The organism is Streptomyces sp. SLBN-118 (assembly GCF_006715635.1).
Taxonomy (GTDB): Bacteria; Actinomycetota; Actinomycetes; order Streptomycetales; family Streptomycetaceae; genus Streptomyces.
The window spans coordinates 1,246,945-1,272,276 of the sequence record NZ_VFNP01000002.1 but is presented as its reverse complement, the minus strand read 5'-3'; the positions used below and the strand labels follow the sequence as shown (position 1 = coordinate 1,272,276).

Genomic DNA, 25,332 nt, shown 5'->3' with positions numbered 1-25,332 from the left:
GACTCCCGGCGCCCGCTTGTCAGCTACGGGCCCGCTGGGTGACCGCGATGCACACCAGGACCGCTGTGGCCGCAACCGGAGCGGCGGGGGAGAGCCCCTCGCCCAGCAGGGACACCGACCAGACCAGCGTGAGCAGGGGCTGCGCGAGCTGGAGCTGGCTGGCCTTGGCGATGCCGATCGAGGCCATGCCGCGGTACCAGACGTACAGACCGAAAAAGGTTGAGCCGGCAGCGACCCAGGCGAGTCCGATCACGCCGTGCGCGGTGAGCCGGACCGGCTCGACGGACAGGGCGAGAGCCGAACCCGCCAGCGTGAGCGGGAGGCAGAGGATCAGGGCCCAGCCGACCACGTGCCAGCCCGGCATCCGGCCCGCCAGCCTGCCGCCCTCGGTGTAACCGGCCGCGCAGACCAGCAGCGCGCCGAAGAGATACAGATCGCCTCTCTGGAGTGCGCCGCCGCTCTGCTGCACGGTGAAGGCGATCACCACGGCCGCACCGGCCAGCGCCGCCAGCCAGAAAGTGCGCGAGGGGCGGCGGCCGGTACGCAGTGCCGCGAAGGCGGCGGTCGTCAGCGGAAGCAGTCCCACGACCACGGCGGCGTGCGAGGTGGTGGAGGTCTGCAGGGCCAGCGTGGTCAGCAGCGGGAAGCCGATGACCACGCCGCCCGCCACTACCGCCAGGCCCGCCCAGTGGCGGGACTCGGGCAGTGGGACGCGCAGCGCCAGCAGCAACGCGCCCGCGACGAGGGCCGCCAGGACGCTGCGAACGGCGACCAGCGACCAGGGACCGAAGCTCTCCAGGCCCCAGACGGTGGACGGGAACGTGAGCGAGAACGCGACGACTCCCAGTGCGGACAGGAGCGTGCCGCTGTGTCCCGCGGCGGGCCTCCGGTGCCGGAGTGCGGCGGCGTCGGCGCGGCCGGCCGTGGTGCGGGGCGCCGAGTCGGTGACCGCTATCGGTGTAGCTGCGGTAGCGCTATCCTTTGTCTTCATGCATGAGCGTAGCAGTGTCGCGGATCTGGCGAACTCCCTGAAGCATGAGCTCGACCGCTACTCCCCGGGGGAGAAGCTGCCGTCGAGCCGGGTACTGGTCGAGCGCTACCGCGTCTCCCCGGTGACTGTTTCGCGCGCCGTCGCCCAGCTCGCCGCCGAGGGTCTGGTCGTCACCCGCCCCGGCGCGGGAGCCTTCCGGGCACAGCCCCGCACAGGCACCGGCCCCGCGCCAGGGGACACCTCCTGGCAGGAGGTCACCCTCAGCGCGAGCGCGGCGGCCGAGGTGGTGCCGCGTGCCGTGGACGCCTCCGGAGTCCTCGCGACGCTCGCCGCTCCGGCACCCGGCGTCGTGGAGTTCAACGGCGGCTATCTGCACCCCTCCCTCCAGCCGCAACGAGCCATGGCCGCCGCACTGGCCCGGGCCGGACGGCGTCCCGGCGCCTGGGGGCGGCCGCCCACCGGCGGGCTGCCCGAGCTGCGGGAATGGTTCGCCCGCGGTCTCGGCGAAAACAGCGGCGCGGCCGATGTGCTGATCACGGCCGGCGGTCAGTCGGCGCTGACCACCGCCCTTCGGGCCCTCGCCCCGCCCGGTGCCCCGGTCCTCGTCGAGTCCCCCACCTACCCGGGCATGCTGGCGATCGCCCGGGCCGCCGGGCTGCGGCCGGTGCCCGTCCCGGTGGACGCCCGAGGGGTGCGTACACAACTGCTGGCCGCCGCCTTCAAGGCCACCGGCGCCCGCGTCTTCGTCTGCCAGCCCCTCTTCCAGAACCCGACCGGCGCGGTGCTGGCGCCCGAGCGCCGTGGCGAGGTGCTGCGCATCGCCCGCGAGTCCGGGGCCTTTGTCGTCGAGGACGACTTCGCCCGCCGACTGGTGCACGAGGATGCGGGCCCGCTGCCCCGCCCGCTCGCCGCGGACGATCACGACGGTGTCGTCGTCCATGTCAGCTCCCTCACCAAGGCGACCTCGCCGAGCCTGCGGGTGGGCATGCTGGCGGCCCGCGGCCCGGTCCTGGAACGGCTGCGCGCCATCCATGTCGTCGACACCTTCTTCGTACCGCGTCCGCTCCAGGAGGCAGCCCTGGAGCTGGTCGGTTCACCTGCATGGAACCGTCATCTGCGGGCCGTGGCCGTCGAGTTGAAGGCCCGCCGTGACGCCATGTCAGCCGCCCTGTGCCTCGGCCTGCCCGAACTCGCCCTCCCGCACATCCCGTCCGGCGGCTACCATCTCTGGCTCCGCCTCCCCGACGGCACGGACGAGGCGGCCCTGCACTCCGCCGCCCTCCGCGCAGGCGTTGCCCTCGCCCCCGGACGTCCCTACTTCTGCGCCGAACCCCCGGCCGGACATGTGCGGTTGAGCTTCGCCGGTGTGGCGGGCCCGACCGAGATCGCCGAGGGCGTCCGAAGACTGCGGGCCGCCTTCGACGAGGTGCTCGGCCGACGGGCCGTCGGCAGCGATCCCGCAGAGCTGCCTCACCCCCCGGAGACGGGGCAGTCCTGAGCCGCGAGACCCCCGCCGCGCCCGCGGACTGTCCGGAGCGCGCCCTTCCGGTCGCCTCTTGACCTGCGGGGCTTTGGGAACCACGATCACGCCATGACTGTCCGGATCACGTTGGTCGCCGCGGCCCGCAGCTCCGCCCTGCTCGCGGAGCGCTTCGACGACGACCGGCCACTCGACCACGCGGGCTGGCACGAGGTGCAGCTCGCCCGGTACTCCCTGGTGCCGCTCAATACGGCCGAGCTGCGGTACTGCTCGCCGACCGCCCGCAGCCGGGCGACCGGCGAGGCCCTGGGCTTCGCGCCGATCGCGCAGCCCGCGCTGCGCGACTGCGACATGGGCCGCTGGCGTGGCTACACCCTGGCCGAGGTCGCGGCGCGCGAGCCCGCCGCCGTCGACGCCTGGCTCGCCGACCCGCGCTCCGCGCCGCACGGCGGTGAGCCGCTGCTCGCGTTCATCACGCGCATAGGGGGCTGGCTGGACACCAGGCCCGGCGAGGACGGCGGCTCCATGGTCGCTGTCGCCGAACCGGCGGTTGTCAGGGCCGCTCTCGTCTACGCGCTGAAGGCGCCGCCGTCCTCGTACTGGAACGTGGACGTTCGACCCCTGTCGACCGTGACGCTGGCCGGCTGGGCGGGCCGCTGGAACCTGCGCCTGGACCCGGCCGTCTGACGCGGCGAGGCCGGGGTGCGGTGATCATTGGCCCACTCGGCCGTCGACCCGCTCGCGCAGAAGGTCCGGGTGGCCGCAGTGCCGCGCGTACTCGGCGATCTGCGCCGGCAGGAGGTCGCGAGCAGCCGTTCCAGGGGGACTCTTCTCCTGCACGTGACCGGTGCTCGGCGCGGTCACGGGGGAGGCGGCGACCCCTGAAGCTAATTGCATAAAAGTGCGGTGCTGCGTATAGTCATGCCATCACTGATGGAGGGTTCGATGGCAGTACGAGCAGCAGTCGCAGGGGCGAGCGGATACGCGGGCGGGGAACTGCTCCGGCTCCTCCTGGCCCACCCCGGGACAGAGATCGGCACCCTCACCGGCAACTCCAACGCAGGCCAGAAGCTCGGTGGCCTGCAGCGGCACCTGCTGCCGCTCGCCGACCGGGTGCTCGAACCGACCAGCCCCGAGGTGCTTGCCGGGCACGACGTCGTCTTTCTCGCCCTCCCGCACGGGCAGTCCTCCGCCGTCGCGGAGCAGCTCGGCGAGGACGTGCTCGTCATCGACATGGGCGCCGACTTCCGGCTCGCGAACGCCGCCGACTGGGAGACGTTCTACGGCTCCCCGCACGCCGGGACCTGGCCCTACGGCCTGCCCGAACTGCCGGGCGCCCGCGCCGCGCTGGAGGGGTCCAAGCGCATCGCGGTGCCCGGCTGCTTCCCGACCGCCGTGCTGCTCGCGCTCTTCCCGGCGTACACGGCCGCTCTCGCCGAGCCCGAGGCCGTGATCACCGCGGCGTCCGGAACCTCCGGCGCGGGCAAGACGCCCAAGCCGCACCTGCTCGGTTCCGAGGTGATGGGGTCCATGACCCCGTACGGCGTCGGTGGTGGCCACCGCCACACGCCCGAGATGATCCAGAACCTCAGCGCGGCGGCAGGGGAGCGGGTCACCGTCTCCTTCACGCCGACCCTCGCGCCGATGCCCCGCGGCATCCTCGCCACGTGCAGTGCGAAGGCGAAACCGGGCACGACCGCGTCCGACGTGCGGACCGCCTACGAGAAGGCGTACGCGGACGAGCCGTTCGTCCACCTCCTTCCGGAGGGACAGTGGCCGTCGACCGCGTCCGTCCACGGTTCCAACGCCGTTCAGGTCCAGGTCGCGTACGACGGGGCCGCGGACCGCATCATCGCGATCAGCGCCATCGACAACCTCACCAAAGGCACCGCCGGGGGCGCGGTGCAGAGCATGAACATCGCCCTCGGGCTCCCCGAGGACACAGGACTTTCCACGATCGGAGTGGCACCGTGAGCGTCACGGCAGCAAAGGGATTCACGGCGGCCGGAATCGCCGCCGGGATCAAGGAGAACGGCAATCCGGACCTGGCCCTCGTGGTCAACAACGGTCCGCGCCGCGCCGCCGCGGGCGTCTTCACCACCAACCGCGTCAAGGCCGCCCCGGTCCTGTGGTCCGAGCAGGTCCTGCGCGGCGGCGAGGTCAGTGCCGTCGTCCTCAACTCCGGTGGCGCCAACGCCTGTACGGGCCCCAAGGGCTTCCAGGACACCCACGCCACCGCCGAAAAGGCCGCCGAGGCGCTCGAGGCCCACGGTGCGTCCGAGGTCTCCGCCGGAGAGGTCGCCGTCGCCTCCACCGGCCTCATCGGCCTGCTGCTGCCCATGGACAAGCTGCTGCCGGGCATCGACCGGGCCGCGGCCGAGCTGAGCGAGCACGGCGGCGAGAAGGCCGCCATCGCCATCAAGACCACCGACACCGTCCACAAGACCTCCGTGGCCGGACAGGACGGCTGGACCGTCGGCGGAATGGCCAAGGGAGCGGGCATGCTCGCCCCCGGCCTCGCCACCATGCTCGTCGTCCTGACCACCGACGCCGACCTCGAGGCCGCGATCCTGGACAAGGCACTGCGTGAGTCGACCAGGCTTACCTTCGACCGGATCGACTCCGACGGCTGCATGTCCACCAATGACACCGTGCTGCTGCTGGCCTCCGGAGCGAGCGGGATCACGCCCCGGTACGAGGACTTCGCCAAGGCCGTGAAGGGCGTCTGCGACGACCTCGCCCGTCAGCTCATCGGTGACGCCGAGGGCGCCAGCAAGGACATCCGTATCGAGGTCGTCAACGCCGCGACCGAGGACGACGCCGTCGAGGTGGGCCGCTCGATTGCCCGTAACAACCTCCTCAAGTGCGCCGTCCACGGCGAGGACCCGAACTGGGGCCGGGTCCTGTCGGCCATCGGCACCACGAAGGCCGAGTTCGAGCCGGACCGGCTCAATGTGGCCATCAACGATGTGTGGGTCTGCAAGAACGGAAGCGTCGGCGAGGACCGCGACCTCGTCGACATGCGCTACCGCGAGGTGAAGATCACCGCCGACCTCGCCGCCGGGTCCGAGTCCGCCGTCATCTGGGCCAACGACCTCACCGCGGACTACGTCCACGAGAACAGCGCGTACAGCTCATGACGAACTCCACGCGGAAGCACACCGCACTGCCGAAGGCCCAGATCCTCATCGAGGCGCTGCCCTGGCTGACCCGGCACAACGGCAGGACAGTCGTCATCAAGTTCGGCGGCAACGCCATGATCGACGAGGATCTCAAGGCCGCATTCGCGCAGGACGTCGTCTTCCTTCGGCACGCCGGGCTCAAGCCGGTCGTCGTGCACGGCGGCGGCCCGCAGATCAACGCGCAGCTGGACCGGCACGGCCTGGTCAGCGAGTTCAAGGCGGGCCTTCGGGTCACCACGCCCGAAGCCATGGACGTCGTACGGATGGTGCTCGCCGGGCAGGTCCAGCGAGAGCTCGTCGGGCTGCTCAACCAGCACGGGCCGCTCGCCGTCGGCATGACCGGCGAGGACGCCCACACCATGACCGCGACCAAGCATCAGCCGCAGATCGACGGAGAGCTCGTCGACATCGGCCGGGTGGGCGAGATCACCGAGATCGACACCGGCGCCATCCAGGCGCTCCTGGACGACGGCCGTATCCCGGTCATCTCCTCCATCGCGCGCTCCGCCGACGACCACCACGTCTACAACGTCAACGCCGACACCGCCGCGGCCGCGCTCGCCGCCGCGCTGGGTGCCGAGACGCTGATGGTCCTCACCGATGTCGAGGGCCTGTACGAGGACTGGCCGCAGAGCGACGAGGTGATCAGCAGGCTCACCGCGAGCGAGCTGGAGAAGCTGCTGCCCGACCTCTCCAGCGGCATGGTCCCCAAGATGGAGGGCTGCCTGTTCGCCGTGCGCAACGGCGTCAACACCGCCCGCGTGATCGACGGCCGCGTACCGCACTCGATCCTGCTGGAGATCTTCACCGACGAGGGCATCGGCACGATGGTCCTGCCCGACGGACTGGGGGAATCATGAGCAACCAGGACTTCACGCAGCGCTGGCAGGGCGTGATGGCGGACAACTACGGCACGCCCAAGCTGTCCCTCGTACGCGGAGAGGGCGCCACCGTCTGGGACGCGGACAGCGTGCGGTACACCGACTTCGTCGGCGGCATCGCCGTCAACGCGCTCGGCCATGCCCATCCGGCCGTCGTCGAGGCCGTCTCCCGCCAGATCGCCTCCCTGGGCCATGTCTCCAACCTGTATGTCGCCGAGCCGCCCGTCGCACTCGCCGAGCGGCTGATCCAGCTCTTCGGGCGCCCCGGACGCGTCTTCTTCTGCAACTCGGGCGCGGAGGCCAACGAGGCCGCCTTCAAGATCGGTCGGCTCACCGGCCGCCCGCACATGGTCGCCACCACCGGCGCCTTTCATGGCCGCACGATGGGCGCCCTCGCGCTCACGGGACAGCCGGGCAAGCAGAAGCCGTTCCTGCCCCTGCCCGGGGACGTCAGCCATGTGCCGTACGGGGATGCCGAGGCGCTGCGGGCCCAGGTCACCGAGGAGACCGCGCTCGTGATCATCGAGCCCATCCAGGGCGAGAACGGTGTGGTCGTCCCGCCCAAGGGCTATCTGGAGGCCGCCCGGGAGATCACCCGGGCCACCGGCACGCTCCTTGTGCTCGACGAGGTCCAGACGGGCATCGGGCGGACCGGCCACTGGTTCGAGCACCAGGCCCACCAGGGCATCGAGCCCGACGTCGTCACGCTCGCGAAAGGGCTCGGCGGCGGGCTTCCGATCGGCGCGACGATCGCGTTCGGCCCGGCTGCCGACCTGCTGAAGCCGGGGCACCACGGCACGACCTTCGGCGGCAACCCGGTCGCCTGCGCCGCGGGCCTCGCCGTACTCGACACACTCGCGGCCGACGGAATCCTCGACGAGGTCAAGCGGCTCGGCGAGAAGATCAGGGACGGAATCGAATCCCTGGGCCATCCGCTGGTCTCACATGTCCGTGGCGCGGGCCTGTTGCTGGGTATCGTGCTCAACGAGCCCCTCGCGCCCCAGGTGCAGCAGGCGGCTCAGAGCGCCGGCTTCCTGGTGAACGCCCCCGCCCCCGATGTCGTACGGCTGATGCCGCCGCTGGTCATCGGCGAGGCGGACGTGGACGGATTCCTCCGGGCCCTGCCCGGCGTTCTCGACGCAGCCAACGGGGATGGACGAGCCGGAGAATGAGACGACGATGACCGAGGCGCAGGACACCGAGCACGGCGGGCCCGCCGTACCCCAGACCCGCATGGCCCGCCACCGCCGGATCGTGGACATCCTCAACCGGCAGCCGGTGCGCTCGCAGAGCCAGCTGGCCAAGCTCCTTGCGGACAACGGACTGAGCGTCACTCAGGCGACGCTCTCCCGGGACCTCGACGAGCTGGGCGCGGTGAAGATCCGCAACACCGGCGGCGAGCTGATCTACGCGGTGCCCAGCGAGGGCGGCTTCCGCACCCCGCAGGCGCCGCTCGGCGAGTCGGCGAAGGAGGAGCGGATGCGGCGCCTGTCAGCGGAACTCCTCATCTCCGCGGAGGCCTCCGCCAACCTCGTGGTCCTGCGTACGCCCCCGGGCGCCGCGCAGTTCCTGGCCTCGGCCATCGACCAGGCCGAACTGCAGGACATTCTCGGCACGATCGCGGGCGACGACACGCTGATGCTCATCAGCCGGGACCCGGCGGGCGGCCAGGCGCTCGCCGACCATCTGCTGCGACTCGCCCAGAACGACCGCTGAGGGAGGCGGCGGTCCCGTCGTCAGGCAGCCAACTTCGCCGTGTGCCGGGCGAATCCGCTGGTCCGCCAGGTGCTGCCGTCGGCATTGACCGCGAAACCCTCGGTGTCGGGGAGCTCCTCCAGCCAGTCCCGGGCGTTTTGCCCGCCCATGGCGTACGCGGCGGTCGCCCGGGCGTCCGCCTGGGTCAGCCCCGGGCAGACGACGGTCATCGACGCCATGGCGTCGGCGGGGGGCCGGCGGGTGTGCGGGTCGAGAATGTGGCAGCCGCGCTCTGCCGGGCCCGAGGTGGCGACGGCGAGGCTCTCGTCGGCCTCGATCACCGTCAGGAGCCCGCCCGGGCGCAGCGGGTCGCTGACGCCCACCCGCCAGGGGCCGCCGTACAGCTGGACGTCGCCGCCTCCGTTGAGACAGACCGAATCGGCACCGGACGAGGCGAGCATGCGGACCGCGCACTCCACCGCCCAGCCCTTGACCAGGCCGGTCGGATCCAGCTCGCCGGCGTAGCGGGCGGTGAACCAGCCTTTGCTCTCCCGCTCGGCGTCCGCGCACAGATCGAGCACTTCGGCGACCTCGGTGACGCAGTCTCCGAGCGAGAGTTCGCCCCGGGCGAGCCGGCTGAGCCGGCTGTCCGGACGGTACGTCGAGAAGGTCTCGTCCACTCGGTGCAGCCCGGCCACGGCGGCTGCGAGTCCGGCGCGCACTCGGGGAGAGGCGCTTCGGTCGGCGATACGGACGTCGAACGAGAAGACGGTGCCCATGGAGTGCTCGACATGGCGCAGGCGCTCCCGGCCGCCGGGCATCACAGACCGGCCTTGTCGAGTGCGCTCTGCAGGGACTTGATGTAGCCCTCGCTGGTGTAACTGGCCCCGGAGACGGCGTCGATCTGTGCGCTCTGCGCCTTCAGCACGGCCTGGTTGAGCTGGGGGATTGCCCCGGCGGCGAGCTGCCGGCTCCTGGCGTCGGTGCTGGGCGCTTTCACCGCTTGCGCCCCGGTGATCCTGCCGCCGCTGAGGGTGAGCTGGACCTGGACGTCGCCGTACTGCGTGCCGGCGCTGTCACCGAGCACCGTCTGTCCCGCCCCGGCTCCGTTCCCGGCGGGCGGTGAGCCGGCGGACCCCGGGCCGACGGGCGGCACCCGCGAGCCGACCTGCGACGACGCATCCGCCACGGTGTTGCCGGGTTGCTTCAGTGCGAGCAGCAGGACGACGCCGGACGCTGTGGCGACGGCGCCGATCATGATCCGGCGAAGTGGATGTTTCCTCTTCAAGGGACGGCCTCACATCTCGAAGGACTCGTGGTGGATCCGGCGGGACGGCACTCCCGCTGTGCGCAGTGCCTGGTACGACTCCTCGGCGAGGCCGGGCGGCCCACAGAGATAGACGTCGTGCTCTCCGATGTCCGGCAGCACTTCCTTCAGCCGCTCGGCGGTGATCTCGGGCCGGGCCCCGGTCGGACCGTTCACCGCGTACATCAGCTGTGCGTCCCGGCGCTGAGCGATCTGCTGGAGCTCGCTCCACAGAGCCAGGTCCTGCTTCTTGCTGGCCCGGTAGAGCAGCGTCAGGTCGCCCGGGCCGCCGGGCAGCGTCTCGAACAGTGCCCGCAGCGGTGTGATTCCGGCGCCGCCCGCGATCAGCAGCACCTTGTTGCGGCTCCGGCGGCCGGCGGTCATGGCTCCGTACGGGCCCTCCGCCCAGATCCGCGTCCCCGGCTGCAGCCTGGACAGTGCCGTGCTGTGCTTGCCGACCGCCTTGACGGTGATACGCATCAGAGTGGGGCGGGGCGCGGCGGAGAGTGAGTACGGATTGGCGCTCCAGCGCAGCCCCTTGGTCAGAAACCGCCAGCGGAAGAACTGACCCGCCTCGGCGCCGAGCCGGTGCAGGCGTCGCCCGGTGATCAGCACGGAGACCACACCGGGTGCTTCGTCCACGGTCGACTCGACCCGCATCCGGTGCCAGAGATTGAGCCGGACGGGCGCCAGGACGCGGTACCAGAGCAGCAGCGCGCCGACCGCTCCGTACAGCACGTACCAGACGGTGCGCACCGTCGGGTTCGCCACGAACTCTGCCCCCGTCGCCAGCTGGTGCCAGAAGGTCAGATACACCGCGACATAGGTGAGAAGGTGCAGGTAGTACCACGTCTCGTACGACATCCGCCGGCGTACCGCCCCGGCCGAGACGAAGCCGATGAACAGCAGCAGCCCGGTGCCGATCGCCGCCTTGATCATCTCGGGGAAGTCGACGACGACGGTGACGGTCTGCTCCACCAGGCCGGTACGAGCCTGGACGGCGTACCCCCAGACGGTCAGCACGACATGCGTGACGATCAGACTGATCGCGTAGCGGCCGCTCATCGCGTGCCAGCGGGTCACCCGGTCGGAGCCCACCCGCTGTTCGAGAGCCGGGACGCGTGCCATCAGCAGCACCACCAGCGCGATCAGGTATCCGCCCAGCAGGCCGGTGATCCTTCCGGCACCGATCAGCCACTCGGCGGTGGTCATGTGCACCACGGTCGTGTTCTGCCACCACACGGAAAGGACGGCCACCGCCCCTGCCCAGGTGACGGCCAGCAGCGCCACTGCCGGGTCACGCCGGGGGCGGATCGCACGCATGGTCTGACGCCTCGCGGCCCGACCGGTCTGCAACATCGCCACGGCTGCTCCTCGCATGTGCCTCGATCCGTACGGGGATACGCGTACGAGGCGCGTGGAGTTCAACTCGAGTGGCGCCTGTGCGATCTGTGTCCTGGCAGCCCCGGTCAGTAGCGAGTGACGGCAGTGCCTCCGGAAGCGGTGCCGATGGCGATGTGCGGGTCGCGGTGCCGGTCGGCCCAGGCCAGGATCCGGCGCATCGCCGTGTCCGGCACCGAGACACAACCGGCCGTCGCGCCACGCCCGTTGACATGCAAAAAGATCCCCGCGCCGCGGCCGCGCACCGGCCGGTCGTAGTTGAAGCCGATGACCATCGCGTGTGCGTACTGCGGGCGGTAGGCCGTCAGATGCTCGGACTCGGCGGCCCGGCAGTCCGCGGGCAGCCCTTCCACCCAGCGGTTGTACGCACGGGACGCCGTGTCCTGGCACCACCAGGACGCCGTCGTCACGCGGCGATAGGTGTACGTGGTCCCCCCGGGCGCCACCTCGGTCCCGAAGGCGTACGGCAGCCGGTACAGCCCGGTCGGCGTGGTGCTGGTGCCCTGCGTGCGGCTGGCGCCCTCGACCAGCCCCTTCGCGCCGAACCGCGCCGCGGCCGATCCCGCGGCCACCCACTGCCCGTCACTGCGGCGGTCCCACCAGGTCACCGTGCCCGTGGTGGAACCGGGTCGCAGGGCCTCGGCGGTGATCAGCTGGGACCCGCCGCCGGTGTCGGCCATCCGCGCGGGCAGCGGTGGCGCCTGGACCGGCACGTGGACCGGCACGGCGCCGGCCGACGCGGACAGCATGAACGCGACCACGAACGCGACGACGAACAGAACAGGACCGAGAAGAGCACCCTTGCGCATAGGGGCGACCGTATGCGCTCCCGGCCTGCCCGGCAGCGCCGTTGGTCCGTACGGCTCAGGGCGTCGGCGGCAGCGGAAGGGGGAGCCCCGGAAGCCCGTCCATGCTGCTGGCGATGTCCGGCTTCTTCTCGAAGTACTCACTGAGCGACGCGTCGTCCTCCCGGGAGAACCGCCGGCCGTGCGTCTCGCGGTCCCCCTCGTACGTCATGTACGGCACCGCGAACCCGCAGCTGTCCCGGACGACTTCGGCCCGCACGACGATGATGGCGCGCAGCCCGTGCGGGGTGGGGTCGATGTCCGGGAAGTGCGCCAGCAGCTCCTTGAAGCGCGGATCGTCCCGGAAGACGGGCTCGCCGCGGCCGTGCACCCGCACGATGTTCGGCGGCCCCTGGAAGGCGCACCACATCAGGGTGATGCGGCCGTTCTCGCGAAGGTGGGCGATGGTCTCGTTGTGGCTCCCGGCGAAGTCGAGGTAGGCCACGGTCCGGTCGTCGATGACGGCGAAGGAGCCCGTCAGGCCCTTGGGGGAGAGGTTGACCGTGCCGTCGCCGGTGAGAGGCGCGGTCGCCGTGAAGAAGAGGGGCTGTTCCTCGATGAAGGTGCGCAGCCGTCCGTCTATCCGTTCGTAGAGCTTTCCCATGCCCCGATTATCCGTGCCGGTTCCAGCCGTCGGTGCACCAGGCGGTGCCACCGGCGGTGACGGCGTACGCCTCGGCCCCGGGCAGCGCCTCCAACCAGTCGCGGGCCTCGTTCCCCATGGCGTATGCGGCCGTCGCCCAGGCGTCCGCGTCCGTCAGCCCCTCGCAGAGAACAGTCATCGAGGCGAGCACGTCCGCCGGGACCAGGCCGCTACGGGGGTCGATGATGTGGCAGCCGCGTTCCGCGGGGCCCGAGGTGGCCACCGCGCACCTGCCGCTGCCCTCCACGACGGTCGCAAGGCCCCCAGGAGCCAGCGGATCCGTCACACCGATCCGCCACGGCCGGTCCCGTTCAGGAGCGCCGTACAGCTGCACATCACCGCCGCCGTTGACGCACACGGCGGCCGCGCCCGCCTCGGCGATCAGCCGCGCGGCCCGTTCCACCGCCCAGCCCTTCACCAGTCCGGTCGGGTCCCAGGAACCCGCGTAGGAGGCGGTGAAGCTCCCGCCGCTGATGAGTTCGGCGCGCTCGCAGAGCCGCCACACCTCGGCAACCTCGGGGTCGCACTGGGGCAGGGTCAGTTCGCCCCGGGCCAGCCTGCTGACCTGACTCTGCGGACGGTAGGTGGAGAACACATGGTCCACCTGGTGCAGGGATCGCACGGCCGACGCGAGGGCAGCGGGGACCCCCGCTTTCTCGGCACCTCGTATGTCGAAGGAGAACACCGTGCCCATCGCCTCTTCGACATGGCGCAGAGACTCAGACACCGGCCTTGTCCAGAGCACTCTGCAGGGAGCCGATGTAGCCCTCGCTGGTGTAGCTGGCACCGGAGACGGCATCGATGTCGGCACTCTGGGCGGACAGGGTCCGCTGGTTGAGCGCGGGGATCGCCGTCGAGGAGATCTCGCGGGAGCGTGGAGTCTCTGACGGCGACTGCACGGCGGAGGCCTCCGTGATCCTGTCGCCGGACAGGGTGATCCTCACCTGCACCGGGCCGTACTTGGTCTGCATCGTGCTGCCCGTCACAGAGCGGGTGGTGACGGTCTGTTTGGTCGGCGCGGAGGGCGGCTTCGACGTGCTGCGCGTCGCCGAGGGGGCCTTGGGCTGCGGGCTCTTCGACGCGGACGCGGAGGCCGGTTCAGACGCGGAGGGCGAGGGCCGGGCGGTCGCCGAGGCCCTCGCCGTCGGAGTTTCCGACGGCGAGGGAGCCACCGACCGGGTGGGTTCAGCCGCCTGTACGGATGTGCCCGGCGCGGTGTGCGGCTTGAGCGCCAGCATGAGTACGACGCCCGAGACGGTAGCCACGGTGCTCAGAACGACCCGGCGCAGCGGGCCCTTTCTCGTGGTGCTCACAGTTCGAAGATCTCCTGGTGGATGTGGCCGGCCCGGACCCCGGCCCCGCGCAGCGCCGCCCGGGCGGCCTCGGTCATCGCGGGCGGACCGCACAGGTAGACGTCGTGCCGGGTGATGTCCGGAACCACCTTCTGCAGGGTGGAGGCGGTGAGGCGGGCTCCCCGCCGGCCGTTCACGCTGTCGACCGAGTAGTACAGCCGTGCGCGGCGGGCGTCCGCGATGGCCTCCAGCTCGCCGCGCAGTGCCAGATCCCGCTCGGTGTGGGCCCAGTAGAGGAGTGTCAGATCCCCGGGCCCGGCCGGCAGCGCCTCGAACAGAGCCCGCAGCGGGGTGATCCCCACCCCGCCTGCGACGAGAAGTACCTTGCGGTGCCTGCGCCGGGCTGCGGTGAGCGCGCCGTACGGTCCCTCGGCCCACACCCGGGTCCCCGGGCGGAGCGTGGCGAGGGCGGCGCTGTGCCCGCCGGCGGCCTTGACTGTGATCCTCATCAGATCCGGCCGGGGAAGAGCGGACAGCGAGTACGGATTGGCGGACCAGCGCAGCCCCTTGGCCATGAAACGCCAGCGGAAGAACTGGCCTGGTTCGGCGCGCAGCTTGTGCAGGCGCTCACCGCGGATCAGCACGGACAGCACGCCGGGCGCCTCGGCGGCGACGGCCTCGACCCGCATCCGATGACGGAGGTTGAGACGTACGGGAACGAGGATCCGGTACCACAGGACCAACGCTGCGACCCCGCCGTACAGCACGTACCAGGCGGCGCAGGCGGCCTTGTCGCCGAGGAACTGAGAGCCGTTCGTCAGCTGGTGCCAGAATGTCAGGTAGAGCGCGGCGTAGGTGGTGAGGTGGAGGTAGTACCAGGTCTCGTAGCTGACCCGGCGGCGCACCGCACCGGCCGAGACCAGTCCGACGAGGACGAACAGCGCCGTGCCGACGGCCGCCGTGATCATGTCCGGGTAGTCCAGCACCAGGGTGACCGTCTGTTCCACCATGCCGGTGGAGCTCTCCTTCGCGTATCCCCACACGATCAGGAAGAGATGGGCGAGGACGAGGCTGAGGGCGTACCGGCCGCCCATCGCGTGCCACCGGGCGATGCGGTCGCTGCCCACCCGGCGTTCAAGTCCGGGGACCCGGGCCATCAGACCGACGAGGACGGCACAGCCGTAACCGGCGAGGAGCCCGGTGATGCGGCCCGCACCGGTGATCCACTCCGAGTCGCCGACGACGGCGGGGGTGCTGCTCCACCACAGGGCCAGCACGCCTGCGGCGCCGCCCCAGAGGAGGAGCAGCACAGGAACGGCGGGGGAGCGGCGTTTGCCGGACAGGGAAGCGGCATAGCGGCGTGCGGTGCGTGCGCCGTAGGCCGTGGACATGAGGAGCTCCCAGTACGTGATGCCTGCCGCCGGGTGCCGCAGAGCTGCGCGCGGAAGCCTGCACCCGGGACATGCCGTACGGGGCGGGTTTCGCGAAATGGACGCTGCGAGACGCCGAGCGGAGGTATGACCGCCGGGCGATCGTAGGCGTGCCTGCCGGGTGGGACAACCGCGTGTGCCCGGTCTGCCACAGAAAGCGGAGTATGCCGTACCGCTTTGTGAGTGCAGCGCGCTTCGCGAGGGCTGCGTTGACGAAACATACGGAGTAGTGCATAGTTATGCCTATCGTTGAATGCACCGTAAGGAGAAACCCGTGACCGAGCGCGTCGTACTCGCCTACTCGGGCGGCCTGGACACCTCCGTCGCCATCGGCTGGATCGCCGAGGAGACGGGCGCCGAGGTCATCGCCGTTGCCGTGGACGTCGGCCAGGGCGGCGAGGACCTGGACGTCATCCGCAAGCGCGCGCTCGCCTGCGGTGCCGTGGAGGCCGAGGTCGCGGACGCCAGGGACGAGTTCGCCGACGAGTACTGCCTTCCGGCGATCAAGGCCAACGCTCTCTACATGGACCGCTACCCGCTGGTCTCCGCCCTCTCCCGGCCGACGATCGTCAAGCACCTCGTCGCCGCCGCCAGGAAGCACAACGCCGGCATCGTCGCCCACGGCTGCACCGGCAAGGGCAACGACCAGGTACGGTTCGAGGCCGGTATCTCCGCCCTCGGTCCCGACCTGAAGTGCATCGCCCCGGTCCGGGACTACGCGATGACCCGGGACAAGGCGATCGCCTTCTGCGAGGAGAAGCAGCTCCCGATCGCGACCACCAAGAAGTCTCCGTACTCCATCGACCAGAACGTCTTCGGGCGGGCCGTCGAGACCGGCTTCCTGGAGGACATCTGGAACGGGCCGATCGAGGACATCTACGAGTACACCTCCAACCCCGCGGTGCAGCGCGAGGCCGACGAGGTCGTCATCTCCTTCAAGGAAGGCGTCCCGGTCGCCCTCGACGGCAAGCCCGTCTCGGTCCTGCAGGCAATCCAGCAGCTCAACGAGCGGGCCGGCGCACACGGCATCGGCCGGATCGACATGGTCGAGGACCGGCTCGTCGGCATCAAGTCCCGTGAGGTGTACGAGGCGCCCGGCGCGATCGCGCTGATCACGGCCCACCAGGAGCTTGAGAACGTCACCGTGGAGCGCGAGCTGGCGCGGTACAAGCGGCAGGTCGAGCAGCGCTGGGGCGAGCTGGTCTACGACGGCCTGTGGTTCTCTCCCCTCAAGCGGGCCCTGGACGGCTTCATCAACGAGGCCAACCAGCACGTCACCGGCGACATCCGGATGACCCTCCAGGGCGGCCGCGCCGTCGTCACCGGGCGGAAGTCGGACGAGTCCCTGTACGACTTCAACCTCGCCACCTACGACTCGGGCGACACCTTCGACCAGTCCAAGGCGCAGGGCTTCATCGAGATCTTCGGCCTGTCGTCGAAGATCGCGGCGAAGCGCGACCTCGCCTGATTCCATACGTGTACCAAGCCGCCTCCCCGGCCTTCGCGACGGGTGGGGGCCCCCAGGCCCGCCAGGGCCTAGGGCGTGTTTTAGAAGTCTCGCCTGCCCCGCGACGCCTGGCACGCACACTCGCGGTGTTGTCGGAGTCGCCCAAGTACGTCCAGTACGAGGGCGATCCTCCGCCTTGCGATTGCACGCACCAGACGCCGCGGGGCCCACCCTGCGGGCGGACGGCGCCACTTCTGAAACACGCCCTACGGGGAGTTTGCACATCCACCCTCATGAGGAGCTTCAGCTGTGAGCAGCAACAACGGTGACGTACGGCTCTGGGGCGGCCGTTTCGCCGACGGTCCCGCCGATGCGCTGGCCAAGCTGTCGGCGTCGGTGCACTTCGACTGGCGTCTGGCGCCGTACGACATCTCCGGTTCGCGGGCGCACGCGCGCGTGCTGCACAAGGCCGGCCTGCTCACGGACGACGAGCTCCACCGCATGCTGGCCGGACTCGACCAGCTCGAAGCGGATGTCGCCGACGGGTCCTTCGTGGGCACCATCGCCGACGAGGACGTGCACACCGCCCTCGAGCGGGGTCTGCTGGAGCGCCTCGGCCCCGACCTCGGCGGCAAACTGCGCGCCGGGCGGTCACGCAACGACCAGGTCGCCACCCTCTTCCGGATGTATCTGCGGGACCACGCCCGCATCATCGGCTCTCTGATCGCGGATCTGCAGGACGCGCTGGTGGGCCTGGCCGAGGCGCACCCCGCCGTCGCGATGCCCGGCCGTACGCATCTGCAGCACGCACAGCCGGTGCTCTTCGCCCACCATGTCCTGGCGCACGTCCAGTCGCTGTCCCGCGACGCGGAGCGGCTGCGGCAGTGGGACGAGCGCACCGCGGTCTCTCCGTACGGCTCGGGCGCGCTCGCCGGGTCCTCGCTCGGCCTCGACCCGGAGGCGGTCGCCGCGGACCTGGGCTTCGAGCACGGCTCGGCGGGGAACTCCATCGACGGCACGGCGTCGCGGGACTTCGTCGCGGAGTTCGCCTTCATCACCGCGATGATCGGCGTCAATCTCTCGCGGATCGCGGAGGAGATCATCATCTGGAACACGAAGGAGTTCTCCTTCGTGACCCTGCACGACGCGTTCTCGACCGGGTCGTCGATCATGCCGCAGAAGAAGAACCCGGACATCGCGGAGCTGGCGCGGGGCAAGTCGGGGCGCCTGATCGGCAATCTGACGGGCCTGATGGCGACGCTCAAGGCCCTGCCGCTCGCGTACAACCGTGACCTCCAGGAGGACAAGGAGCCGGTCTTCGACTCCTGCGACCAGCTGGAGGTCCTGCTCCCGGCCTTCACCGGGATGATGGCGACGCTGACCGTCAACCGCGAGCGGATGGAGGAGCTGGCCCCGGCCGGCTTCTCGCTGGCGACAGACATCGCGGAGTGGCTCGTCAAGCAGGGTGTGCCGTTCCGGGTGGCGCACGAGGTGGCGGGGGAGTGCGTCAAGGTGTGCGAGACGCAGGGGATCGAGCTCGACCAGCTGACCGATGCTCAGTTTGCTCAAATTTCGCCGCATCTGACACCAGATGTCCGAAAGGTTCTCAATGTTCCTGGCGCGCTTGCCTCGCGCAGCGGACGTGGCGGCACCGCGCCCTCGGCGGTGGCCGTCCAACTCGCCGAACTGAAGGCCGATCTGGCCGTGCAGCGGGCCTGGGCGGACGCCAAGCGCTGATATCCGCAGACGAGTCGCAGCACACCGGCCAGGGCGGATGCCCTGGCCGGTGTGACGTTTTCCGGCGACGCATGTCTTGACGCGTCAGTAACCTGGAAGCAAATATTCCGTATCTCGGTCGGCATTGCCGAACACTCGCGTCGACCGGTGTACGGAAAGGCCCCACCCATGCCTCTACGCACGCTTCTCCGCCCGCTGATCTCAGCCGCCGCGGTGGCGGTTCTCGGCGCGGCGGGGCTCGCCGCTTCCACTACCGCCTCAGCCACGGACGTCGCCCTCTCCCCGCCCGGTGCGAATGACTGGTCCTGCAGGCCGGACGCGGCGCACCCGCAGCCCGTCGTCCTGGTCAACGGCACCTTCAAGACGATGGCCGAGAACTGGGCCACGCTCTCGCCGAAGCTGGCCGCCGAGGGCTACTGCGTCTTCGCGTTCGACTACGGTGACGCGGCCACCGCGCCGATCCCCGATTCGGCGGCGCAGTTGCGCGACTTCGTCGACACCGTGCGCAGCGGGACGGGCGCCAAGAAGGTCGACCTCGTCGGACACAGCCAGGGTGGCATGATGCCGCGCTACTACGTGAAATTCCTCGGCGGGGCGACCAAGGTGGACGACCTGGTCGGCATTGTGCCGTCCAACCACGGCACCTCGAACCCGCTGGCGCTCGTCGCCGGTGCCACCGTCTGTCCGTCCTGCGTGGACCAGACGGCCGGCTCGGAGCTGCTGACCGAGCTCAACGCCGACCCTGAGGCGCCCGTCGGCCCCGACTACACGCAGATCGCCACTCGGTACGACGAGGTCGTGGTGCCGTACACGAGCTCCTATCTCTCGGGCTCCGACGCGTATGTCACCAATGCGCTGCTCCAGGACGCCTGTCCGCTCAACACTTCGGAGCACGACCAGGCCCCCAAGGATCTGGTCGTCGCCCAGTGGGTGCTGAACGCCCTCGGGCGCTCGGGTCCCGCCGACCCGGGCTTCCGGCCGGACTGCGTGCCCATCGGCTGATCCTGCACTGACCCCCAGTCGCCTGACCGGAGGAGCCTTATGGCCGGTCAGGCGGCCTTTTGCCGTCCCGCACCCACTGTGGATGAGACGTCTACACCTTGAGTGAGACATTAATGTCTCATTCGGTGTACTCTTGTCTCATGGCTCTGGATCGTGAACAGGTGCTCCGCACCGCCGCCGCCCTCCTCTCCCGTAAGTCCACCGCGACCATGGACGAGGTCGCCCGCGCCGTCGGTATCGGGCGGGCCACCCTTCATCGGCACTTCGCGGGGCGCGACGCGCTGGTCAAAGCCCTGGAAGCGCTCGGTATGCAGGAGTTCGAGGCGGCGCTCGACCGGGCTCGGCTCGCGGAGGGCGGGGCCGAGGAGGGGCTGCGACGGCTCATCGCCGAGATGGAGCCCGCCGCCGATCTGCTCGCGTTCCTCGTCACCGAGAACCAGCTCTTCGAGGGCGAACAGGTCCACGAGGGCTGGGCACGGCTCGACGCCCGGGTGTCCGCGTTCTTCAAGCGCGGCCAGGAACAGGGCGAGTTCCGGATCGACCTGACGCCCGCCTGGCTGACCGAGGCGCTCTACGGCCTCATCGGCGCCTGCGCCTGGTCCGTCATGGACGGCCGCGTCGCCAGGAACGACTTCCAGTACATGATCGCCGAGCTGCTGCTCGGCGGAGCACGACGGAGTGTGGAGAAATGAGCAGCACCGTCCAGCGCCCGAGCCGGACGGACGAGACCCTGTACCGACCCGGGCGCTGGCTCGCGCTCGCCGTCCTGGTACTGGCCGTCCTGCTGGTGGCCGTCGACGCCACCGTCCTCGGACTAGCCACCCCGTACCTCAGCGAGGACCTCAAGCCCTCAGGCACCCAGCTGCTGTGGATCGGCGACGTCTACTCGTTCGTCATCGCGGGCCTGCTCGTCTCCATGGGCAGCCTCGGCGACCGGATCGGCCGCAAGAAGCTTCTGCTGATCGGCGCGGTCGCGTTCGGCGCCGTCTCCGTCCTCAACGCGTACGCCACCACCCCCGAGATGATGATTCTCGCTCGCGCTCTGCTCGGCGTCGCGGGCGCGACCCTCATGCCGTCCACCCTCGCGCTGATCCGGAACATCTTCCACGACCCCAAGGAGCGCAGCCTCGCCATCGGGATCTGGGGCGCGATGGCCTCCGCCGGTGCGGCGGTCGGACCCGTCGTCGGCGGCTTCCTGCTGGAGCACTTCTGGTGGGGCTCGGTCTTCCTCATTAACCTGCCCGTGATGGCCGTTCTGGTGCTCGTCGGCATCAAGCTCGTGCCGGAGTCGAAGAGCCCGGTGTCCGGGCCCTGGGATCTGGCAAGTGTCGCGCTGTCCCTCATGGGCATAGTCGGTGTCGTCTACGCCATCAAGGCGGCGGCGACCCACGGACTCACCTGGGAGGCCGGTGCGGCGGCCCTTATCGGCTTCGGCGCGCTGTACGGCTTCGTCCGCAGGCAGCTGACGCTTCCGGCGCCGCTGCTCGACATGAGGCTGTTTGGTCACCGGGGCTTCTCCGGAGCGGTTCTGGCCGACTTGCTGACCATCCTCGGGCTCTCCGGCCTGGTGTTCTTCCTGTCCCAGTTCCTGCAACTGGTCCAGGGCAGGGGGCCGTTCGAGGCCGGGCTCGCCGAACTGCCCGCCGCGCTCGGCGCGGTGGCGACCGGCCTGATCGCGGGCACCGTCGCCCGGCGGTTCTCCGTCCGGTCCGTGGTGGCCGGCGGACTCGCCGCCGTCGGTCTCGCCCTGGCCGCGATGACGCTGATCAGCCAGTCCACCGGCTATCCGCTGCTCGGAGCCGCGCTGCTTTTCGTCGGTATCGGCGCGGGATTCTCCTTCACCGTCACCTCCGACGTCATTCTGTCCAGCGTGCCCAAGGAGCAGGCCGGCGCCGCGTCAGCGGTGTCCGAGACGGCCTACGAACTCGGAGCAGCCCTCGGCATCGCGCTGCTGGGCTCGGTCGTCACCGGCGTCTACCGCGACTTCGCGAGCCCGGCCGGCGTGCCGTCAGCCACGGCATCCGCCGCCCATGAGTCGCTGGGCGGGGCCGTCGACGCTGCGGCCGGACTGCCGCACGACCAGGGCGCGGCCCTGGTCGGCGCCGCCCAGGACGCGTTCGTCGACGGCCTCCGGTTCGCGACGGGTGTGGGCGCGGCGGTGCTGCTCGCGACCGCTGTTGCCGCCTGGTTCCTGCTGCGCGGCCAGAAGCTCGAGGACGGCCTCGAACACCACTAGCTCGAACACCACGGGGGGGAAAGGCAGAAGGGCCGGACCCACGCCGGTCCGGCCCACCTCAGGCTCAGGCCCGCAGGCTCAGGCCCTCGGGCTCAGGGGCCCTCAGGCCCTCACGCCGCCTTCGCCTTCGTCGCGTACATGTCCACGTACTCCTGGCCGGAGAGCTCCATGACCTCCGTCATCACCGAGTCCGTCACCGCCCGCAGCACATAGCGATCGCGGTCCATCCCGTCGTAGCGCGAGAACTCCATCGGCTCGCCGAACCGGATCGTCACCCGGCCCGGCCGCGGCAGACCCGCGCCGCCCGGCTGCAGCTTGTCCGTGCCGATCACCGCGAACGGGACCACGGGCGCGCCGGTCATCAGGGTGAGCCGGGCGATGCCCGTACGCCCCCTGTACAGACGGCCGTCGGGGGAGCGGGTGCCCTCCGGGTAGATGCCGAAGATCTTGCCCTCCTCCAGCACCCGGCGGCCCGTCATCAGCGCGGCAACACCGCCGTTCGCGCCGTCGCGGTCCACAGGGATCATTCCGCAGCCGGTGAAGAACCAGGCCATCATCCGGCCTTTGACGCCCTTGCCCGTGACGTACTCGTCCTTGCCGATGAAGTAGACCGGACGGTCGCACACCAGCGGAAGGATCATCGAGTCGATGAACGTCAGATGATTGCCGGCGAGGATGACGGGTCCGGTCGCCGGGATGTTCTCGGCGCCTTCCACGCGGGGGCGGAACATCAGGCGCAGGATCGGTCCTAGCACGGCCTTGATGATCGACAAGCGGGACAACGGGTCCTCCGGTGTCATACGCGGTGGCGTGGGGGCGGACGGAAACGGCGGCGAAGTCTGTGCAGGTGAGGACCATACTCGCGGGTCACACCTGATCGCACATCGGGTTCACGGAGCGGATACGCAGTGTTGACCCAAGTTTTTGCCGCGTTGGTCCATGGTCTGCCGTACGTAAGGCGCCGCTGCCTACGATCGGGCGTCGCTTGGCAGGTGCGGGACATCACACGGAGGAAGTCGATGACACAGGGTGCGGACAGTAGTCCCGGACGTCGGACCGTCCTGGGCGCGGCGGTAATGGGCACGGCAGCTCTCGGCGTCGGCGGGTTCACCGCCGGAGCTGCCGAGGCGGACGAGCGCCAAGTGAGCCATGACGGACACGGATCGTCGTACAAGGATCTGCCTTCCCCCACCATCATCGGCCACCGCGGCGCCAGCGGCTACCGGCCCGAACACACCCTCGGCTCCTATCAGCTCGCCCTGGACCTGGGCGCGCATGTCATCGAGCAGGACCTGGTGCCCACCAAGGACGGCCATCTCGTGTGCCGTCACGAGAACGACATCACGGGTACGACGGATGTCGCAGCGCACCCGGAGTTCGCCTCCCGCAAGACCACCAAGTCCGTCGACGGCGTCAGCCTCACCGGCTGGTTCACCGAGGACTTCACGCTCGCCGAGCTCAAGACGCTGCGCGCCAAGGAGCGGATCCCGGCCACGCGCCAGGAGAACACCCTCTACGACGGGCGCTGGACGATCCCCACCTTCGAAGAGGTACTGCGCTGGGCCGAGAAGGAGGGCCGCCGGCGTGGCCGTCCCGTATGGCTCCATGTCGAGACCAAGCACCCCACGTACTTCCGGGGGATCGGCCTCGGTCTCGAGGAGCCGCTCGCCCGGCTGCTGCGCCGGTACGGCCGCGACCGCCACAACTCGCCCGTCTTCCTTCAGTCGTTCGAGCCGAGCAGTATCCAGCGGCTGGCCAAGCTGGTGTCCTCACCGCGCGTCGTACTGCTGTCCGGCGCGGGCAGCCGCCCGTGGGACTTCGTCGTGGCGGGCGACCCGCGTACGGTCGCCGACCTCGTCAAGCCCGAGGGCCTGCAGTGGATCGCCTCCTACGCGCAGGGCATCGGCCCGACCCTGGACCTGATCATCCCGAAGGACGCGAGCGGCAAGCTGGGCACGCCCACGACGCTGGTGGCCGACGCGCACGCCGAGGGCCTGATCCTGCACCCGTACACGATGCGCAACGAGAACGCCTTCCTGCCCGCCGACTTCCGGCGCGGCACCGACCCGAACGCCTACGGCGACGCGTTCGGCGCGTTCAAGGTCTACTTCGAGACCGGCATCGACGGCGTCTTCACCGACAACGCCGACACCGGGCTGCTGGCGGCCGCCGACTTCAACGGCTGACAACACCACCGGCAGCACACGAGGCCCGGCCGCCCGTACGGGTGACTGTGCCGTTGCAGGGCAACCACCGCCGTGCGACGGCACGTCACGCCGGGCATGAGGCTTCTCGAAGAACTTCGCCCGCTCGTGAGCGCCGAGGCAACGGCCGAGGCACCCGCCTGCGCGATAGAGGCCCGCGATCTCGAACAGGCCGTCTGGGTGCGGCTGCTCGAACGCCTCGACGGGGCCGGCCCGCCGCCGGACACCGCCCGCTGGGTCAAATCGGCGGTACGCGCGGAAGCGCGCCGCGCCCGCCGCACCGCGGCCCGGGAGCTGCCGTACGGTCCTGAGCCCCCGGCGGATCCGGCAGGCAGCCCGGAACGCGCCGTGCTGTGGTCCGAGCGCCGTCGGGCACTGCGCGCCGCGGTCGCTCGCACACCGGGAAACTGCCCGCGGCTGCTGACTGCGATGCTGTCGCCCGACGACCCGACCTACCGCGAAATCGCAGGAGAGTTGGGAATCTCACAAGGCAGTCTGGGGCCAATGCGTTCCCGTTGCCTGGGATGCCTGCGCAGAATGCTGACGGCAGAGGTTGTGGCTCCTGAACCTGGGGGAAAGGAGCGGTAGACAACCGGCGGACAGGTGAGCGGGAGGCATGCGCACATGGGCATGAGCGTGACCATCTCAGCGGCAAGAGCACAGGACGCGGAGCAGATCCTCAAGCTGCAGTATCTGTGCTATCAGAGCGAGGCCGAGCTGTACGGCGACTACGGAATCGAGCCCCTCACCCAGTCGCTGGACGACCTGCGGGCCGAAATAGCCCAGGGGCACGCATTGGTGGCCCGGCTCGGCGACGAAGTGGTCGCCTCCGTGCGCGGCATCGTCGACGAGAGCGGAACGGCCCGGATCTCCAAGCTGATGGTGCACCCCCGGATGCAGCGCCACGGCCTGGGCGGCCGGCTGCTCGACGTCATCGAGAAGCGTTTTTCGGGGGAAGAGGCCGCCAAGCGCTTCCAGCTCTTCACCGGCCACCGCAGCGAGAGCAATCTGAGGCTGTATCGCAGCCGCGGCTATATGCAGGTATCCAGCGAGCAGGTCGGCCCGCGGCTGACGCTCGTCACCCTGGAGAAGGCGGCCGTGGCCGGCGACTTCGCCACCAGCGCCTAGAAGACCGGGGGCTGCGCCGTCTCCGTACGGGAGCGGCGCAGCCAGAGCATTCCGGTGATCGGCAGCAGCACCGGGATGAAGATGTAGCCCATGCCGTACGCCGACCAGACCGTCGAGTCCGGGAAGGCGGAAGGCTCCACCACCGTCCAGGTCCCCACGACCAGTACGCCCGCGAGCTCGGCGGCGCAGCACACCAGCGCCGCCCTGCGGGCCCGTTCCCCGCCGCGTACCAGCGTGTACGTGATGAACGCGTACACCACGGCCGCGACGGCGGAAAGCGTGTGGGCCAGTGGCGCCGAGCCGTAGTCGGTGACGATCTGGTAGACGGAACGCGAGACGGCTCCCACCGACATCACTCCGTACACCCAGACCAGCAGCAGCCCGGGGCCCTGGACCAGCCGGGTCTTCTTGGTGTCTGCGGTCTCGGTCATG

27 protein-coding genes are annotated in these 25,332 nt (G+C 70.3%); 15 read left to right on the top strand and 12 right to left on the bottom strand.

Annotated elements, in window-relative coordinates:
- Positions 1–19: 19 nt before the first annotated feature.
- Positions 20–856 (bottom strand): DMT family transporter, encoded by an 837-nt coding sequence (locus FBY35_RS24390; RefSeq protein ID WP_399209476.1) that lies wholly within the window; start codon positions 854–856, stop codon positions 20–22.
- Positions 857–860: 4 nt separating this feature from the next.
- Here FBY35_RS24390 and FBY35_RS24385 point away from each other — a divergent pair, with 4 nt between their 5' ends.
- Together FBY35_RS24385 and FBY35_RS24380 are read left to right on the top strand one after the other, a co-directional pair.
- Positions 861–2,489 (top strand): PLP-dependent aminotransferase family protein, encoded by a 1,629-nt coding sequence (locus FBY35_RS24385; RefSeq protein WP_399208777.1) that lies wholly within the window; start codon positions 861–863, stop codon positions 2,487–2,489.
- A gap of 93 nt (positions 2,490–2,582) precedes the next feature.
- Complete coding sequence (locus FBY35_RS24380) at positions 2,583–3,158, top strand: histidine phosphatase family protein (protein WP_142216118.1); 576 nt, start codon at positions 2,583–2,585, stop codon at positions 3,156–3,158.
- A 24-nt stretch (positions 3,159–3,182) separates the two neighbouring features.
- On the opposite strand, the gene FBY35_RS37410 is transcribed toward FBY35_RS24380, so the two are convergent.
- The gene (locus tag FBY35_RS37410) at positions 3,183–3,368 is read right to left on the bottom strand and encodes a DinB family protein (protein ID WP_260848806.1); all 186 of its coding nucleotides are present in this window, start codon (positions 3,366–3,368) and stop codon (positions 3,183–3,185) included.
- Between the two features lie 48 nt (positions 3,369–3,416).
- On the opposite strand from FBY35_RS37410, the gene argC reads away from it, so the two are divergent.
- The 5 genes from argC to FBY35_RS24350 are packed head-to-tail and all read left to right on the top strand — an operon-like array spanning position 3,417 to position 8,250.
- Positions 3,417–4,445: an N-acetyl-gamma-glutamyl-phosphate reductase gene (argC, locus tag FBY35_RS24370; protein ID WP_142216117.1), complete on the top strand. Its 1,029-nt coding sequence runs from the start codon at positions 3,417–3,419 to the stop codon at positions 4,443–4,445.
- Complete coding sequence (gene argJ / locus FBY35_RS24365) at positions 4,442–5,611, top strand: bifunctional glutamate N-acetyltransferase/amino-acid acetyltransferase ArgJ (protein ID WP_142216116.1); 1,170 nt, start codon at positions 4,442–4,444, stop codon at positions 5,609–5,611. Before argC ends, argJ begins: the two co-directional genes overlap by 4 nt.
- Positions 5,608–6,513: an acetylglutamate kinase gene (gene argB, locus FBY35_RS24360; RefSeq protein WP_142216115.1), complete on the top strand. Its 906-nt coding sequence runs from the start codon at positions 5,608–5,610 to the stop codon at positions 6,511–6,513. Before argJ ends, argB begins: the two co-directional genes overlap by 4 nt.
- The gene (locus FBY35_RS24355; protein ID WP_142216114.1) at positions 6,510–7,706 is read left to right on the top strand and encodes an acetylornithine transaminase; all 1,197 of its coding nucleotides are present in this window, start codon (positions 6,510–6,512) and stop codon (positions 7,704–7,706) included. Before argB ends, FBY35_RS24355 begins: the two co-directional genes overlap by 4 nt.
- A gap of 7 nt (positions 7,707–7,713) precedes the next feature.
- Positions 7,714–8,250 carry an arginine repressor gene (locus FBY35_RS24350; RefSeq protein WP_142216113.1) on the top strand — a complete coding sequence of 179 codons (537 nt, stop codon included), beginning with the start codon at positions 7,714–7,716 and terminating at the stop codon, positions 8,248–8,250.
- A 20-nt stretch (positions 8,251–8,270) separates the two neighbouring features.
- On the opposite strand, the gene FBY35_RS24345 is transcribed toward FBY35_RS24350, so the two are convergent.
- The 8 genes from FBY35_RS24345 to FBY35_RS24310 form a co-directional block, all read right to left on the bottom strand.
- The gene (locus FBY35_RS24345; protein WP_260848805.1) at positions 8,271–9,050 is read right to left on the bottom strand and encodes an FAD:protein FMN transferase; all 780 of its coding nucleotides are present in this window, start codon (positions 9,048–9,050) and stop codon (positions 8,271–8,273) included.
- Complete coding sequence (locus FBY35_RS24340) at positions 9,050–9,487, bottom strand: FMN-binding protein (RefSeq protein WP_142216112.1); 438 nt, start codon at positions 9,485–9,487, stop codon at positions 9,050–9,052. Before FBY35_RS24340 ends, FBY35_RS24345 begins: the two co-directional genes overlap by 1 nt.
- A gap of 39 nt (positions 9,488–9,526) precedes the next feature.
- Entirely contained in the window at positions 9,527–10,894 is a 1,368-nt protein-coding gene (locus FBY35_RS24335; RefSeq protein WP_260848804.1) for a ferric reductase-like transmembrane domain-containing protein, read from the bottom strand.
- A 110-nt stretch (positions 10,895–11,004) separates the two neighbouring features.
- Positions 11,005–11,685 carry a L,D-transpeptidase family protein gene (locus tag FBY35_RS24330; RefSeq protein ID WP_260848955.1) on the bottom strand — a complete coding sequence of 227 codons (681 nt, stop codon included), beginning with the start codon at positions 11,683–11,685 and terminating at the stop codon, positions 11,005–11,007.
- A 115-nt stretch (positions 11,686–11,800) separates the two neighbouring features.
- Complete coding sequence (locus tag FBY35_RS24325) at positions 11,801–12,385, bottom strand: pyridoxamine 5'-phosphate oxidase family protein (RefSeq protein WP_142216111.1); 585 nt, start codon at positions 12,383–12,385, stop codon at positions 11,801–11,803.
- Positions 12,386–12,392: 7 nt separating this feature from the next.
- Positions 12,393–13,118 carry an FAD:protein FMN transferase gene (locus FBY35_RS24320; RefSeq protein ID WP_142218135.1) on the bottom strand — a complete coding sequence of 242 codons (726 nt, stop codon included), beginning with the start codon at positions 13,116–13,118 and terminating at the stop codon, positions 12,393–12,395.
- 25 nt (positions 13,119–13,143) lie between these two features.
- Complete coding sequence (locus FBY35_RS24315; RefSeq protein WP_260848803.1) at positions 13,144–13,737, bottom strand: FMN-binding protein; 594 nt, start codon at positions 13,735–13,737, stop codon at positions 13,144–13,146.
- Positions 13,734–15,107: a ferric reductase-like transmembrane domain-containing protein gene (locus tag FBY35_RS24310; protein ID WP_142216110.1), complete on the bottom strand. Its 1,374-nt coding sequence runs from the start codon at positions 15,105–15,107 to the stop codon at positions 13,734–13,736. The genes FBY35_RS24315 and FBY35_RS24310 overlap by 4 nt, the downstream gene beginning before the upstream one ends.
- 313 nt (positions 15,108–15,420) lie before the next feature.
- Here FBY35_RS24310 and FBY35_RS24305 point away from each other — a divergent pair, with 313 nt between their 5' ends.
- The 5 genes from FBY35_RS24305 (at position 15,421) to FBY35_RS24285 (ending at position 21,568) form a co-directional block, all read left to right on the top strand.
- Positions 15,421–16,614, top strand: a complete 1,194-nt coding sequence (locus FBY35_RS24305; protein WP_142216109.1) for an argininosuccinate synthase — start codon at positions 15,421–15,423, stop codon at positions 16,612–16,614.
- A gap of 288 nt (positions 16,615–16,902) precedes the next feature.
- Positions 16,903–18,330, top strand: coding sequence for an argininosuccinate lyase (argH, locus tag FBY35_RS24300; RefSeq protein ID WP_142216108.1), 1,428 nt, complete (start codon positions 16,903–16,905; stop codon positions 18,328–18,330).
- Positions 18,331–18,498: 168 nt separating this feature from the next.
- Positions 18,499–19,332, top strand: a complete 834-nt coding sequence (locus FBY35_RS24295) for an alpha/beta fold hydrolase (protein ID WP_142216107.1) — start codon at positions 18,499–18,501, stop codon at positions 19,330–19,332.
- 140 nt (positions 19,333–19,472) lie between these two features.
- Positions 19,473–20,024: a TetR/AcrR family transcriptional regulator gene (locus tag FBY35_RS24290; RefSeq protein WP_142216106.1), complete on the top strand. Its 552-nt coding sequence runs from the start codon at positions 19,473–19,475 to the stop codon at positions 20,022–20,024.
- The gene (locus FBY35_RS24285) at positions 20,021–21,568 is read left to right on the top strand and encodes an MFS transporter (RefSeq protein ID WP_142216105.1); all 1,548 of its coding nucleotides are present in this window, start codon (positions 20,021–20,023) and stop codon (positions 21,566–21,568) included. Before FBY35_RS24290 ends, FBY35_RS24285 begins: the two co-directional genes overlap by 4 nt.
- Positions 21,569–21,678: 110 nt before the next feature.
- On the opposite strand, the gene FBY35_RS24280 is transcribed toward FBY35_RS24285, so the two are convergent.
- Positions 21,679–22,368, bottom strand: a complete 690-nt coding sequence (locus FBY35_RS24280; protein ID WP_186357056.1) for a 1-acyl-sn-glycerol-3-phosphate acyltransferase — start codon at positions 22,366–22,368, stop codon at positions 21,679–21,681.
- 219 nt (positions 22,369–22,587) lie between these two features.
- Between FBY35_RS24280 and FBY35_RS24275 the strand changes: the two genes are divergently transcribed.
- The 3 genes from FBY35_RS24275 to FBY35_RS24265 all read left to right on the top strand — a co-directional run bounded on the left by FBY35_RS24275 (position 22,588) and on the right by FBY35_RS24265 (position 24,900).
- Positions 22,588–23,754, top strand: coding sequence for a glycerophosphodiester phosphodiesterase (locus tag FBY35_RS24275; RefSeq protein ID WP_142216103.1), 1,167 nt, complete (start codon positions 22,588–22,590; stop codon positions 23,752–23,754).
- A gap of 96 nt (positions 23,755–23,850) precedes the next feature.
- The gene (locus FBY35_RS24270; protein WP_142216102.1) at positions 23,851–24,360 is read left to right on the top strand and encodes a sigma-70 family RNA polymerase sigma factor; all 510 of its coding nucleotides are present in this window, start codon (positions 23,851–23,853) and stop codon (positions 24,358–24,360) included.
- A gap of 36 nt (positions 24,361–24,396) precedes the next feature.
- Positions 24,397–24,900, top strand: a complete 504-nt coding sequence (locus tag FBY35_RS24265) for a GNAT family N-acetyltransferase (protein WP_142216101.1) — start codon at positions 24,397–24,399, stop codon at positions 24,898–24,900.
- On the opposite strand, the gene FBY35_RS24260 is transcribed toward FBY35_RS24265, so the two are convergent.
- Positions 24,897–25,331: a hypothetical protein gene (locus FBY35_RS24260; RefSeq protein WP_142216100.1), complete on the bottom strand. Its 435-nt coding sequence runs from the start codon at positions 25,329–25,331 to the stop codon at positions 24,897–24,899. The two genes, FBY35_RS24265 and FBY35_RS24260, sit on opposite strands and share 4 nt — an antisense overlap.
- Position 25,332 lies beyond the last annotated feature (1 nt).